The following is a 13,407-nucleotide window of genomic DNA, read 5'->3' on the forward strand; positions in this document are numbered from 1 at the left end:
CTCGCGATTTGAAGTTACTGTGCCAAGGAGATCTCTATCAAGTGCGAAAGGTTAAACTAGCCGATTTCTTTCCCCAAACAGCTCATGTTGAATGTGCGGCTTTTTTGGAACGATGTGAGTGAGGAATTTTAGATTTTGGATTTTAGATTTTAGATTTGATAGCGTAACCCCTGCGCTTTGCTTCCCCTGCGCTTCGCCCGCAGTTTATTTACACGATCGCCCGAAACAAGTACTTTCTATTCCCCATTCCCCGTTCCCCATTGGTGAAAGGTTAAGCAATTTTGCCGAATGTCAAGTTCCCTGGCTCGAATCGCTCAAACCCTTGCAAAATAAAAATTTTGACGATTTCCCTCTTGTACGCAGGGGGCTCGGGGGAGGCGTTCGTCCCCCGACGGGGGGTTTGGGGGGAGACCCCCCGACTCCGGGTTTTCGGTCGATTATTACCAGGTTGACAAAGTGAATACAGCCTTAACCTTTCACAAATGCCCATTCCCCTTCAACATCTGCCGGTTTTAGATCGTTCAGATTAGACCTGATTTTAGACTTTAGATTCTTAAGGTTCCCTCAATCTTTGATGGCGATCGTTCCGGATCGATCTGGGGTAGGATATCTACACTTCAAAGTTCGTAGCTCGATCGGGCAAGATTAAGAAGAACGCGAACAGTGGCCGTATGAAGAGTAACGTTATGCAATCGTTTTTAACTTGGTATCGCAACACGCTACGCAATCCGAAGTATCGCTGGTGGATTGTCTTGGGAACCCTTGCTTATTTGGTCAGTCCCGTCGATATTTCTCCGGACGTCTTTCCCATTGTTGGTCAAATCGATGATGTTGCCATCATCATGCTACTGCTAGGGGAAGTCTATCAAATGGCAACTGAGTGGATCGAAGCGCGTCGCGATCGAACGGTTGCATCAGACTCCGTCGGTCAACAAGAGCAAACGCCATCGGCAACTGCGACGGATAACACTGTGGATGTTGAAGCGGTTTCGATGGATTAACCGTTCTTCACAAGCTAATTTTAATATTTTCTGGATAAGACCGAGAGGAGAGCCAATGCTTTTTTTCGGTCTTTAAAGTTAGTGCTGATTTGTTGGCGATCGCAAAGAGAGAACAAAGAGCGTTCCGATCGCTTGGATATCTCACTTTCTACGTAATATACCCACGCCATCATCGATCGCGATCGATATTTTACCGAATTTAATATAGCGCTAATCCTCCATCGAGCGTAATCGATCGGGCTAGAGGGATCGAGGGCTTGAGGATTGAAACCATCTTACCAATCGGAAGCCGACTTCCCACCGGTTAAACTGGGTAGATGTTTGGGGAACAAGCTAGGAATTCGGGAAAAATAAGTTCGATTAAAGATGAGTCCTCAGATTCGATCGATACAACCTCCAAGGCAAAAACAAATTTTCAGACTTTTTTAATCTTCTTGAGATAATGAGGTACTCATCGTCAGTTTCAAACACCGCATCTGGGGAAAATCTTCCTGAATTATCTCGATAATTTGTTGTTGACTCCTCACATCTTTCGCGATAAACTGAGCCGTACCATCTCCCTGAGAACCCACACCTTTGCCTCCAAAAATATAAGGTTGAAGACGAGGGTAACTTAAAAGGTGATGTAAAGTTGGTGCGCTCAACTGCGAAGGACAAGCTGGCATAATATACCGGTCAAATTCTGCCTGAGCTTGTTTCATTAAGCATCCGATTTGTCGCGCATCTCCCTCTTGCAAAGCAGTAACGGCATTTTGAACGATCTGCCGATTAATTGCTCCTAAATAATGTCGCACGTTCTGACACAGTGCATCCTCCGCCAAAGGATAGCATCGAGCGAGCCGAGCGAGGATTTCTCGGGTATTTTTACTTGCCCCCAAATCCACGATCGCGAAGAATAAATCTCGAGACACTGTTAGAGGCAAAATTTCCGTGAGATCGCCATCGAAAATCGTTAAAATGGGTTGCCCGCCGTAGGCACATCCAAAGTCCATCCGACCGCAGCGAGAGGGAGTTGTTCTTTCCCCCCGATAGGCTAACTCAATTTCTTCCTCCACCCTCAATTTTAGGCTGTAGGAACGGTTAAACGCCCGAGCGACCAACACACATAAAGCTGCGCTCGAAGAGAGTCCTTTCGCAATGGGTAAATCCGTGCGATCGTTATGAATTTCCACCCCGCCCACGGCATGATGAGTCAGAACTTGATAGGCCACCCCGGCAGCGTAGCTAAAAAATCCGCCTCCTCTCGCTTCATCTAATAAAATTTCGGGCTCCATGGGTAATTCGATCGCTGGTCCTTGGGAAGAGCGAAAAATGAAATGAGTCGGATGAGGTTTGACCTGAGCATAAATTCCTTGATTCGTACCGACGATGAGGGTATATCCTTTCTCTAAACTCCGATCGATGCGGCGATATCCCCCCGCCCAATCGCTGTGTTCTCCAAACAGGCAAAGACGACCGGGAATAAATAGCTTCATTACACTGATTCTTGTCAAGAATAATAGAAAAACTTTACAAATACCCTCGACCGAGAGCGAGAAAATCGTAACTCATTTGGGCGACTCGATGAGGTGACAATTCGACAGTCCATCAAAAATTCAGTTGAGGGCAATTGCTGCCATCGGTTATCGAGATCCGACGATAAAAATCCGAAGGCGATCGAGGGTTCCAACTCTCCGGTAAAATGCCAGGATGAAACGCCGGAGCGATCGCCATTCTATCAAAATAAAAAAATATGAAATTCAGCCAACTTATCCCGCAACTGGGCGACGGGTTAACTGCGACCAGTTTGAGTCTAACGCCCGAAGATCCCGAAATTATGGGAGTTGCCGATATTGATGACGCCATCCCTGGAACCCTAAGTTTTATTGAGAATAGAAAATTTGCCGATCGGGTCGGCAAAACAGCCGCCAGTGCGTTAATTTTACCCCCAGACGACGAGCTGCAAGCCCATGCGGTCGAACGAAAAATTGCCTGGATTGCGACCTCCGAGCCGAGATTGTTATTTGCGCGAACCCTGGCACTGTTTTATCAACCCTTTAAACCCGCTCCGGAAATTCACCCCCAAGCGACTATCGATCCGAGTGCGAGAATTGGAGACAACGTTTCAATTGGGGCGAATGTTGTCATTAGCAGCGATGTTGAAATTGGCGATCGCGTTTGCATTTACCCAAATGTGGTAATTTATCCCCAGGTTCGTATTGGTGAGGGAACGGTATTGCACGCCAATTGTACGATCCACGAACGCAGTCGGATTGGTGCCAATTGCGTCATTCATAGTGGTGCAGTTATCGGTGCAGAAGGATTTGGTTTCGTTCCTACTTCTTCAGGTTGGTTCAAAATGCAGCAATCGGGCTGCACGATTTTAGAAGATGGCGTAGAAATTGGTTGTAATAGCAGCGTCGATCGCCCCGCCGTCGGAGAAACCCGCATCGGTTCCAACACAAAAATTGACAATCTCGTACAAATTGGTCACGGTTGTAAAATCGGATCGAATTGTGCCTTAGCCGCTCAAGTCGGTCTTGCTGGAAGAGTCACTTTAGGCAATAATATCCTTCTTGGCGGTCAAGTTGGCGTGGCCAATCAAGCCCGAATTGGAGATGGTGCGATCGCCTCAGCAAAAACGGGAATTCATCAAGATGTCGCCCCCGGTGCGATCGTTTCTGGTTTTCCGGCAATCGCTAACAAACTTTGGCTAAAAAACTCCGCCCTCTACAAACGCCTCCCGGAATTCTATCAAACCCTTCGAGAACTCCAGCGTCGCTTGAAGTCCTCGGATTAATAATAGACGATCGATGAATTTTTGCCCCTCTCGGGTGAAAAAGACGAGCCCATTGGATGAGTTCCTTGTGTATTTGTACTGAAACCGGAAAATAGCCGATCCATCGAGCGAGTTGGGCGAAGGTATGAGTAGGAACTCATTAAGCGATAAATATGATTTTTTTTGAAAGAGTGTTGAAATGGAGAAAATTAACGCTATATTTTTATAAAGCCACTTTTACAAGTTCGCTAAGGCGATCTACTATTTTAGTGACAGGTAAATAATTGATAATGCAATGAGTGAAACCACAACAGCACCACTAACTGGAAAAGCCCTGCTTCAAAAAGTAAAAGAACTCTCCCACTTACCGCGCCGAGAAACGGCAAAGCGGTGTGGATACTACACGGTCACAAAAAGTAACCAGACTCGCGTCAACTTGACAGATTTTTATGATGCCGTTCTGGCCGCACGGGGAATTCCTCTGAGTCCGGAAGGCTCGAAAGATGGTCGCGGTCGAGAGCCGACCTACCGCGTCAGCGTTCATAAAAACGGGCAAATCGTAATTGGCTCAACCTATACTGAAGCGATGGGATTGCAATCCGGCGACGAGTTTGAAATCAAGCTCGGCTACAAACACATTCATCTGATTCAGGTGGATAGAGATGGAGAAGAAAACGGAGCGGTAGACGAGTAATCTACCCATTGAGAAGATTGAGGATCGTTGCGAGTTCTGTTGTTATGGATTCAAACCCAGAAAACAAAATCCAACTATATCTCGATCGCGAGAACGATCTCTAAGAACGAATGTCATCCCCGACAAAGTTTAGTTCGTTACTCTCAATATGTTCGTCGTGACTTTTATCCTGCTTTCTCCTGTCGCGCGATTTCTTCAAGGAGAACGCTCGGCATTTATTAAGGTAATGGTATTTCTTGGGGTGTGGTTGGGGTTCTGGCTCCCCCTAGCCATTCCCTTGGTTCTCAAAAGTGAATGGCGACCGTTTGGGCCTTTAAAGTGGGAACAAAAGTTACCCCTTCTCGCATCGCTATACCTACTCGTTCCAATTGTAATTTGGACGATCGTACCTGCTGGTTTTCGCTCCTTTTCCAGCAATGGTCCGCTCGGAAGTTGGACCACCTTGAGATCGGTAATGTTGGGGTTCGGATTGGCCGTATCGAGCCTCATTGTTTTATTTGCCTTCGAGCGATCGTTGGGATGGCTTGAATGGACGCTTTCGGAAGATTTTTTAGCCAAAATAGACTCCGCTCGCACCTCAAAAGTTCCACCGTTCCCGAGAGTTTTGGTAACGGCATTGCTCCCCATTTTCGGTCTTGCCCTCTGGATTGGTGGAACCGAAGAATTTATCTTTCGCGGTGTCTTGCTCGATCTGTTCAGGCAAGATTATTCATTATGGGTTTCTGCGGCGATCGCCAGCTCGATCTTTGCTGTACTTCATCTGGTTTGGGAAGTTCGAGAAACCCTACCCCAGCTACCCGGATTGTGGGTGATGGGAATGGTTCTGACACTGGCTCGAATTGATGATGGTGGCAGCTTGGGATTGGCCTGGGGCCTTCATGCGGGTTGGATCTGGGGGATGTCGAGTTTCGATACGATTTTCTGCGCCCGCTACACGGACAAAGTGACCCCTTGGATAACCGGCATCGCCGCCAAACCCCTAGCCGGTCTTTTGGGGATTTTACTATTACTAGCAACGGGTGGAATACTTGCTTTAGTGCATTAGATATCTGGTCGAAATCAAAAATTCGATCGATTTCTATGGCAAAGTCATGAATTTCTTCTCCCTTTAACCTTTAACCCTTTTCCTCCAGATTTCCACGATCGATGGCCAGTCTCGTAGACATCGAACTCACCGATTCGGTAAGCTGAAGCAACCCGATCGCACCTGGCAGTATTTATGTCTGACCTACCCGAAATTCCCCTCATTCCCACTCCCCCACCCCACTACAAATCCGGCTTTGTGGGGATCGTCGGTCGTCCCAACGTCGGGAAATCCACCCTGATGAATCAATTGGTGGGTCAAAAGGTGGCGATTACCTCTCCCATCGCTCAAACCACCCGCAATCGTCTGCGGGGCATTCTCACCACCCCCGAAGCCCAAATTATTTTTGTCGATACCCCCGGCATTCACAAACCTCACCACCAATTGGGCAAAGTGCTGGTCAAAAATGCTCGGATTGCCATTCATTCTGTCGATGCGATCGTCCTGGTTGTGGATAGCACCACCGTCGCCGGAGGAGGAGATCGCTATATTGCCGATTTACTCCAGGATGTGAAAACCCCCGTCATCGTCGGACTCAACAAACTCGATTTGCAACCCGCAGAATCGGCTGTAGAAATCGATCGCACTTACGCAAATCTGGGGTCTTCTCAATGGCAGCAGGTCAAATTTTCGGCCCTGACTGGAGAGGGAACCGCGACCCTGCAAAGTGCGATCGTCGATTGCTTAGAACTGGGACCGTACTACTATCCCCCGGATTTAGTCACCGACCAACCCGAACGCTTCATTATGGGAGAACTGATTCGGGAGCAAATTTTGTTACACACCCGTCAAGAAGTCCCCCATTCTGTGGCGATCGAAATCGATAAAGTTGAAGAAAGCCCCGACATTACCCGGATTTTTGCTTCAATTCACGTCGAACGCGGTTCTCAAAAAAGCATTATTCTCGGCAAAGGTGGCAGTATGGTCAAAGCGATCGGTTCTGCAGCACGCAAACAAATGCAAAAGCTCGTGAGCGGTAAGATTTATCTAGAGTTGTTCGTCAAAATCCAGCCCAAATGGCGGCAATCTCGGACGCGCCTGGCTCAATTTGGATATCGAGTGGAAGAATAATCTTCCCGAGAGGAGAGGGGAAGAAGTATGCTAGCACGAGCGCGATCTTCCTTTGTTTCTTATTGTGTGTCGATCTTGAGAAAACTCGAGAAAGCGATCGCCCGTTCGAACTTAAGTCCTAACTTAACGAGTAAGGCAATCGATTTCCCGTGCGGGAGATTTACTCTGGGTTAGAAGAATCAGGATCGTCATTCCCGATTTTGGGAATAAAATCGGGACGCTTCGCATCTTCCCAACCGGGGGGTCGCTTGGAGTTATACCATGCAATTAAGCCGATCGAAATCGCTGCAATAAATCCAACAACATAAACGAGGGTAAATGCAAGGGGAAATTGAAATCCCTCTTTCACACCCGCAATATCCATCAGTAGGTTCATCGATATTCATCCTCTATTGTTTTGAACGGGATTGGTTGGCAGTGGAGTTTAGACTAAACGATCGCCCATCGAATGAATATCGATCGTTTGAGCTCGGAGACGATTGAGGGTCAAACAATACCAAGGCGATCGAGAAATTTCCTCAGCAATGGGGTTCGCCCTCAAACGGAATTTATCCCAACCGACCCCAATTAGGAATCCTCAAATTTATATCCTACGCCCCGTACCGTTTGAATTTTTGAGGGTTCGTCGCTATGAGCTTCGATCTTGCGGCGAATTTGACCGATATGAACGTCTACAACGCGAGGTTCTCCCACATAATCGTAGTCCCAGACTTCTTGCAGAAGTTCCGAGCGTCGCCACACGCGATTGGGGTGGCTCGCCAAAAAGTGCAGTAAGTCAAATTCGAGAGCGGTTAAATTGACCGGAGTATCGTTCAAACTGACTTCGCGACTACCGGGGTCGATGGTTAGGGCACCGACCGTAATACACTTGGCTGCTGCGGGGGTCACGATGCGTTGCCGCTTGAGGACTGCGGCAACCCTCGCTCCGAGTTCTACCAAGCTGAAGGGTTTCGTCAGGTAGTCATCCGCACCCTTTTGAAACCCTTGGACGACATCTTCTTCGTCACTTCGGCTTGTCAGCATCAATACAAATACACCCGTGCGCTCCTGCATTTCCTGACAGAGGCTATAGCCCGTGGTATCCGGCAAATTGACGTCTAAAATCACTAAGTCGGGATTGAGCTGCTCGAATAATGCCAGCGCTGTTTTACCATCTTCAGCAGATTCAACCGTGTAATCTTGCTTGTTCAAGTAGCGATGGATGAGATTCCGAACTGCGATATCGTCATCAACGACAAGAATTTTGGCAGTGGACATGATCGGGACTTTAAGGATGAAAACGGGGTTAACAAAGAATAGCTACAAAAATACGGGCGCTCGCTGACAGAAGCAGATAGAGGTCTCAAGATTGCCGCACGAACTTGGACGGTTCGAGGATAAATCGTCGATCCTTACTTTACCAACGCCTTACTTCCATCAATAACACGACAAGTTGCCTTACAGCGAGTGACTCGATCCTAGGTAACATGATATAGCAGAATATTTTGGATAAATTTAGCTGATGTCTGTCTCCCAACTCAAGCTTAACTTGGTAGAGGGTTCGGTTTCATTTCGCTTTACACCCGAAGGAGCGCGGGAATTGCGCTCCCAGATTGCCGAACTGATGGAGCGATTGAAAGCGGCAACCCAAAACGCAACAGCAGGTCGCGCTCTTAAGGTCAGCCCTCAGAAACCGATGGAATATCAGTATACGGGAGAGGTTTTCTTAGAAGTTTTTTGCAACCCCAATATTTGGCCGAGTCCTTTCGCTGCTAAGGTTCTCATCGTTCTGCGAGACGATCGCATTCGCCTGACCACTGAAGCCGAACTCACCCGCACCATTGAAGATCTAGAACGGTACTTAGAACAGGTAGAATAACTCTCCCTCGGAATCTGTGAGAGACGATGAGTTGGGGAATGGGTTTTGGGGAATCAACGAGCTGCGATCGGTTGTCTGACAACACGAGCCAGTTTTAAACTTAACAGATCTACAGATGGTCTGGATGCTCTGATTGATGAGTTTGTCTCGATCTAGAGCCGTCGGTTTTCACGTAGCAATCGAGAATCCCTCGACATTGCACGGGGCAAGGGGAATATAGCGTTTCTCAAATCAGTGAGAGCTGATTTTAAAGCTCAAGTCCCCCTTCATAAGGGGGATTTAGGGGGATCTAAGAACCTCATCCATTCGAGAAACGCTATAGATATCTAGAGAACAAGGGTGAAAGGTTAAAGGTTCAAAGGGAAAGGGAGACTAAATTCATGACTTCGGCATAGAAATCGATCGAATTTTTGATTTCTACCGGATGTCTAATCTGTTCTTACCGATGGGTATTCGAGACTGACACAAGTCGCGATAACTGTCACGGTGATGAGGAGAGTCCGAACGCACAAGCATCTGTCTCCCCTATGTCCCCCCCTTGCCTTCACCGTCGATGGCGAATATGGGTGTTGCGATCGCCGTTCATGGTAATAGGGTGCATCTGGGAGTCATTACGAGTCCGCTCGAGATGTTACAGTTTGTAATAGAATTCAAAAAGTTGGGGATCCCGAAAGTCTGCGCCGGGTCAATCCCCATCCCATTAAACTCGCATAATCCCTCAAGGAGAGAAATGTTATGACTCAGACACCAGAAGGATGTCTCCGGGTAGGTCAGCCTGCCCCAAACTTCACTGCAACGGCCGTCGTCGATCAAGAATTCAAAACGATCGAGCTATCAGACTATAGCGGCAAGTACGTGGTCTTGTTCTTCTATCCCCTAGACTTTACTTTCGTTTGCCCCACGGAGATTACCGCATTTAGCGATCGCTACGAAGAGTTTAGCCAGCTCAACACCGAAGTCCTTGGGGTTTCCGTGGACAGTGAATTCTCTCATTTAGCTTGGATTCAAACCGATCGCAAATCCGGTGGTGTTGGCGATCTCAACTATCCCCTCGTTTCCGATATCAAAAAGGAAATTAGCACCGCGTACAACGTCCTCGAACCCGAAGCTGGGGTGGCGCTGCGGGGCTTATTCATTATCGATAAAGATGGCGTTATCCAACACGCGACCATCAACAACCTCGCCTTCGGTCGCAATGTCGATGAAACCCTGCGCACCCTGCAAGCGATTCAGTACGTTCAGGAACACCCTGATGAAGTCTGTCCGGCCGGTTGGCAACCTGGAGACAAGACTATGAATCCCGATCCGGTTAAGTCCAAAGAATACTTTGCTGCGGTTTAGTCGATTTCAGTTATCGACGTGGGGATGAAGAGCGAGCGCCCATCGCCGGATTTCCCACCCGCCTCCAACTCTTACGCTGCTCCAAGGCCCGAGAACCCAACGTTATAGATTCGATCGCCTGGAGCCATTTCCGGGTATAGGTTTTCACCGATTGTCAGCTCGAGCGCTTGCGAAGTCTGTATGGTTTGACCCAATCTAAATTGCGATCGCCCTTAAAATCCAAACAGCTCGAAACATCGATCGAGTTCCCATATCCAGCAATCTAGAGCGATAATGCTAACGTCCACCAACTTTCGCGGTCTGTTAAACGAACGGTTCTTCAAAAACTTTCTGCCGATTCCAGCCACCAACGCCTCATATTTAGAGGTGATGCCGCCGAATTTCCAACTGCCCGACATCACCAATGGTGGCACGGTAAAACTCTCGGATTATCGGGGCAAGCAACCCGTCATTATTGCCCTCACTCGAATTTTTACCGCACATCAATACTGTCCCTTTTGCTTTCCCCACATTAAAGCCCTCAACGAAAATTACGATCGATTTCTCGAGGCCGGTGCAGAAGTTTTAATGGTGACGAGTACCGACGAACGACAAAGCCAAATCGTCGTCCGAGATTTAGGTTTAAAAATGCCTCTGCTGAGCGACCCAGACTGTGAAGTGTTCCGCACCTATCAAGTGGGTCAAGCACTGGGTGCGCCGTTACCGGGTCAATTCGTCGTCGATACCCAAGGCAAACTCCGCTACAAACATTTATTTTCCTTTCTAGACCATAATGCAACGGTTGAAACCTTACTCGAGCAGGTCGCCAAGCTGTCAGCTCTTTAAACCCATCGACCCAGCCCGATTGCCAAGCGCTGTGTCCTCAGGGATGAGACAGTCGCGATACACGAGAGCCGATCTAGAATTGAGGTAATCTGGAAGAGATCCGATCTCAACCGAGATCGCCATCTTAATTCTTTTGCGTCCGTCGTGTCCCATCGGTTGATTCTGTTTTATAAACCCTACGATGTCCTGTGCCAGTTCACAGATAACAGCATCGGCGAGCGTCGTCGCACCCTCAAAGACTACATTGACGTGCCTTCCGTCTACCCTATCGGACGCTTAGATCGCGATAGCGAGGGATTACTGTTGCTTGGCAACGATGGCAACCTGCAACATCGACTGCTCGATCCCAAATTTTCCAAGCCCCGTACCTACTGGGTACAAGTCGAACGCATCCCTGACGAAACAGCCTTGAATCGCTTGCGTCGGGGCGTCGCAATACAGAAGTACCGTACCCGTCCGGCTCAGGTCGAACTTTTATCCCGAGAACCCCATTTGCCGCCCCGCAATCCCCCGATCCGATTTCGCAAGCAAGTCCCAACGGCGTGGTTGGAAATGACGCTGACAGAAGGACGCAACCGTCAAGTGCGACGAATGACTGCGGCGGTAGGATTTCCCACCCTGCGATTGGTGCGCTCGCGCATCGCCCACTTGCAACTATCCGGACTCCAACCCGGACAGTGGCGCGATTTAACCCGCACCGAATGCGACACTCTCTATCGCCTGTGTCACTTGAGTAGACCTCTTGCATGAAACGATCGTGAAATTATGCTCAATTGTCCGCAGTGTCAGTCCAAAAATCCCGAAAACTGTAAGTTTTGCCAACAATGCGGAGCAGCGCTAACCCATAAAATTTGTGGCGAGTGCGGTGCGGGGGTGAGTTTCGATCGCGATCGCTGCGGTGAATGCGGTGCCGATGCTCGAGTACTGTGGTGGGCAATGGTGAAGATCGAGACTCCATCAGACTCCACTCTCGAAAGCCGATGGGGCGATGGCAGTACTTTACCGGGTGAATTGCCCGAATATTTGGATTCCCAACACCGCTACCGCATCCTTGACCCCATCTGCGTCCGTTCCACTCCATCCGGTCGAGAAATTCAGGTCAGGGTTAGCGACTCTCAACCCTTCCACATCCCAACCTTCGATCCCCCTCGGGAAACCTTAGCCTATCGGCGCCTCCAGGATCGCTTTCATCCCACCCTTCCGTTTCTCCACAACACCTGGCAAAACAGTGAGGAAACCATCATCTTGCTCGAAGAGCGATCGCACTGGCCGCTGTTGGTGCAACAATGGGGCAATCGACAGTTGCCAACCCTGCAAAAATTGGATTGGTTGGTCAAAATGTTAGAACTGTGGGCGGCTTTAGAAGTCTTTGCCTGTCGCCAGAGCTTATTAGAATTGGATAATCTCCGGGTCGATGATAACCAAATTCTCTGCGTGCAACGCTTGTATCCCGAATCTGCAGCATCAGAAATCTCGCTGCGGGATTTGGGGCAAATGTGGCTGTTTCTCTACCAACAGTCCGGACAAACCCTCGTCGGTGACGTTCTCGACTTGCTGCACGGTATGAGTTCGGGAAGATGGGACACCGTGGCAGAAGTTCGCGCTATCCTTCAGGGGATTGCAGTGGAGTACGAAGAGTCGATTTCCGAATGGATGGCTTCGGATTTTGAGGAAGAGGTTTCCTCGACGCTAGTCCTGCCGACTCGGTTACTCGCCCTCGAAGATGCTGCTAAAACCGATCGCGGTCGCAGGCGTCCCCATAATGAAGATACCTTCGAGATTTGGAAGCAGCTCGAAACGACCGACAGCCCGCAAGGACGGCAATTATCGGCAAAAGGTTTGTACGTCCTGTGCGATGGGATGGGCGGTCATTCTGGGGGAGAGGTAGCGAGCGCCCTGGCGGCCAAAACGCTGAAGGAATATTTCCAGGGACACTGGCACGATGAATTACCCGACGAAGCCAGCATCATCGAAGCCATCGATCTGGCCAATCGCGCGATCTACGAACAAAACGAACGGGAAGAACGGTACGGCAGCGCTCGCATGGGGACGACGTTAGCGATGGTGTTGGTGCAAGATACGCAGGTCGCCATCGCCCACGTGGGGGATAGCCGCATCTACCGCCTCAAAAGCGATCGGGGATTGCAGCAGATGAGTCGCGATCACGATGTCGCCCAACAAGCCATCCGTCAGGGAATTCCCCCAGAAATCGCCTACCGTCGCGCCGATGCCGATCGGCTCACCCAAGCTTTAGGTCCTCTCGACGAAGATGCGATCGCCCCCGAGGTACAGTTTTTGGAGATTGACGACGATACCCTGTTCGTTCTGGCTTCCGATGGATTGACGGATAACGATTTACTCGAAACCTATGCCGAAACGTACCTTAAGCCATTTCTCGATCCCGCAACCGATCTCGAAGAAGCGGTAGAAAAATCCATCGAACTGGCCAATCGCGAAAACGGTCACGATAATATCACCACGATTCTGATTCGAGCCAGAGTACGTTAACGTGAGTTCGGGATAAGCTGAACTCCTGATTCTGCCGTTACTGATTTTCAGCATTTGTCGGTCTCAAACCTGCATTCTCTCGTTGAGGCAGTTAAAAATCGACTCTTAACCCGAACTGACGTTACGTTAACGTCAGTTTTGCGACCGCGACGTCGACGGGATGCCGACTCTGGGTGAGATTCGGGCGGTTGGCAAGCCTCTTGATGAGCGAAGCGATCGCACTGGCTACATCTGGTTGCTGGGGAGCAAAGTACTTCATCCCGATTC

At 49.2% G+C, this 13,407-nt stretch carries 13 protein-coding genes; 10 read left to right on the plus strand and 3 right to left on the minus strand.

The window, feature by feature from the left end; all coding sequences use genetic code 11:
- The first annotated feature begins 686 nt into the window (after nucleotides 1-686).
- A complete protein-coding gene (locus AC2215_RS10380) occupies nucleotides 687-1,001 on the plus strand; it encodes a YkvA family protein (RefSeq protein ID WP_486809918.1) in 315 nt (104 codons plus the stop codon).
- Between the two features lie 425 nt (nucleotides 1,002-1,426).
- Here the strand turns inward: AC2215_RS10380 and AC2215_RS10385 are convergent, their stop codons facing one another.
- On the minus strand, nucleotides 1,427-2,476 hold the full coding sequence (locus tag AC2215_RS10385) for a mevalonate kinase family protein (RefSeq protein WP_486809919.1): 1,050 nt from the start codon (nucleotides 2,474-2,476) through the stop codon (nucleotides 1,427-1,429).
- 257 nt (nucleotides 2,477-2,733) lie between these two features.
- Between AC2215_RS10385 and lpxD the strand changes: the two genes are divergently transcribed.
- The 4 genes from lpxD (at nucleotide 2,734) to era (ending at nucleotide 6,608) form a co-directional block, all read left to right on the plus strand.
- The gene (gene lpxD / locus AC2215_RS10390; RefSeq protein ID WP_486809920.1) at nucleotides 2,734-3,780 is read left to right on the plus strand and encodes a UDP-3-O-(3-hydroxymyristoyl)glucosamine N-acyltransferase; all 1,047 of its coding nucleotides are present in this window, start codon (nucleotides 2,734-2,736) and stop codon (nucleotides 3,778-3,780) included.
- Between the two features lie 274 nt (nucleotides 3,781-4,054).
- Entirely contained in the window at nucleotides 4,055-4,453 is a 399-nt protein-coding gene (locus AC2215_RS10395; protein ID WP_486809921.1) for an AbrB family transcriptional regulator, read from the plus strand.
- A gap of 157 nt (nucleotides 4,454-4,610) precedes the next feature.
- Entirely contained in the window at nucleotides 4,611-5,498 is an 888-nt protein-coding gene (locus tag AC2215_RS10400; RefSeq protein WP_486809922.1) for a CPBP family intramembrane glutamic endopeptidase, read from the plus strand.
- Between the two features lie 174 nt (nucleotides 5,499-5,672).
- Nucleotides 5,673-6,608 carry a GTPase Era gene (era, locus tag AC2215_RS10405; protein ID WP_486809923.1) on the plus strand — a complete coding sequence of 312 codons (936 nt, stop codon included), beginning with the start codon at nucleotides 5,673-5,675 and terminating at the stop codon, nucleotides 6,606-6,608.
- 160 nt (nucleotides 6,609-6,768) lie between these two features.
- Here era and psb35 read toward each other — a convergent pair whose 3' ends face one another.
- Together psb35 and AC2215_RS10415 are read right to left on the minus strand one after the other, a co-directional pair.
- Nucleotides 6,769-6,972, minus strand: a complete 204-nt coding sequence (gene psb35, locus AC2215_RS10410) for a photosystem II assembly protein Psb35 (RefSeq protein WP_486809930.1) — start codon at nucleotides 6,970-6,972, stop codon at nucleotides 6,769-6,771.
- Between the two features lie 203 nt (nucleotides 6,973-7,175).
- Complete coding sequence (locus AC2215_RS10415) at nucleotides 7,176-7,865, minus strand: response regulator transcription factor (protein ID WP_486809924.1); 690 nt, start codon at nucleotides 7,863-7,865, stop codon at nucleotides 7,176-7,178.
- A 244-nt stretch (nucleotides 7,866-8,109) separates the two neighbouring features.
- Between AC2215_RS10415 and AC2215_RS10420 the strand changes: the two genes are divergently transcribed.
- From AC2215_RS10420 to AC2215_RS10440, 5 genes are all read left to right on the plus strand, one after another.
- Nucleotides 8,110-8,466 (plus strand): hypothetical protein, encoded by a 357-nt coding sequence (locus AC2215_RS10420; protein WP_486809925.1) that lies wholly within the window; start codon nucleotides 8,110-8,112, stop codon nucleotides 8,464-8,466.
- Nucleotides 8,467-9,201: 735 nt separating this feature from the next.
- Nucleotides 9,202-9,807 (plus strand): peroxiredoxin, encoded by a 606-nt coding sequence (locus AC2215_RS10425; RefSeq protein WP_486809926.1) that lies wholly within the window; start codon nucleotides 9,202-9,204, stop codon nucleotides 9,805-9,807.
- A gap of 273 nt (nucleotides 9,808-10,080) precedes the next feature.
- The gene (locus tag AC2215_RS10430) at nucleotides 10,081-10,632 is read left to right on the plus strand and encodes a peroxiredoxin family protein (protein ID WP_486809927.1); all 552 of its coding nucleotides are present in this window, start codon (nucleotides 10,081-10,083) and stop codon (nucleotides 10,630-10,632) included.
- Between the two features lie 144 nt (nucleotides 10,633-10,776).
- Complete coding sequence (locus tag AC2215_RS10435; protein ID WP_486809928.1) at nucleotides 10,777-11,382, plus strand: pseudouridine synthase; 606 nt, start codon at nucleotides 10,777-10,779, stop codon at nucleotides 11,380-11,382.
- A gap of 15 nt (nucleotides 11,383-11,397) precedes the next feature.
- The gene (locus AC2215_RS10440; RefSeq protein ID WP_486809929.1) at nucleotides 11,398-13,140 is read left to right on the plus strand and encodes a serine/threonine phosphatase; all 1,743 of its coding nucleotides are present in this window, start codon (nucleotides 11,398-11,400) and stop codon (nucleotides 13,138-13,140) included.
- The last annotated feature ends 267 nt before the right edge of the window (nucleotides 13,141-13,407 follow it).

It is taken from the genome of Zarconia sp., from assembly GCF_057467645.1.

What these genes read in the sequence shown, in the direction of transcription:
- AC2215_RS10380 (WP_486809918.1), top strand. Translation starts at nt 687, where the DNA reads ATGCAATCGTTTTTAACTTGGTATCGCAACACGCTACGCAATCCGAAG.
- AC2215_RS10385 (WP_486809919.1), bottom strand. Translation starts at nt 2,476, where the DNA reads ATGAAGCTATTTATTCCCGGTCGTCTTTGCCTGTTTGGAGAACACAGC.
- lpxD (WP_486809920.1), top strand. Translation starts at nt 2,734, where the DNA reads ATGAAATTCAGCCAACTTATCCCGCAACTGGGCGACGGGTTAACTGCG.
- AC2215_RS10395 (WP_486809921.1), top strand. Translation starts at nt 4,055, where the DNA reads ATGAGTGAAACCACAACAGCACCACTAACTGGAAAAGCCCTGCTTCAA.
- era (WP_486809923.1), top strand. Translation starts at nt 5,673, where the DNA reads ATGTCTGACCTACCCGAAATTCCCCTCATTCCCACTCCCCCACCCCAC.
- psb35 (WP_486809930.1), bottom strand. Translation starts at nt 6,972, where the DNA reads ATGGATATTGCGGGTGTGAAAGAGGGATTTCAATTTCCCCTTGCATTT.
- AC2215_RS10415 (WP_486809924.1), bottom strand. Translation starts at nt 7,865, where the DNA reads ATGTCCACTGCCAAAATTCTTGTCGTTGATGACGATATCGCAGTTCGG.
- AC2215_RS10420 (WP_486809925.1), top strand. Translation starts at nt 8,110, where the DNA reads ATGTCTGTCTCCCAACTCAAGCTTAACTTGGTAGAGGGTTCGGTTTCA.
- AC2215_RS10425 (WP_486809926.1), top strand. Translation starts at nt 9,202, where the DNA reads ATGACTCAGACACCAGAAGGATGTCTCCGGGTAGGTCAGCCTGCCCCA.
- AC2215_RS10430 (WP_486809927.1), top strand. Translation starts at nt 10,081, where the DNA reads ATGCTAACGTCCACCAACTTTCGCGGTCTGTTAAACGAACGGTTCTTC.
- AC2215_RS10440 (WP_486809929.1), top strand. Translation starts at nt 11,398, where the DNA reads ATGCTCAATTGTCCGCAGTGTCAGTCCAAAAATCCCGAAAACTGTAAG.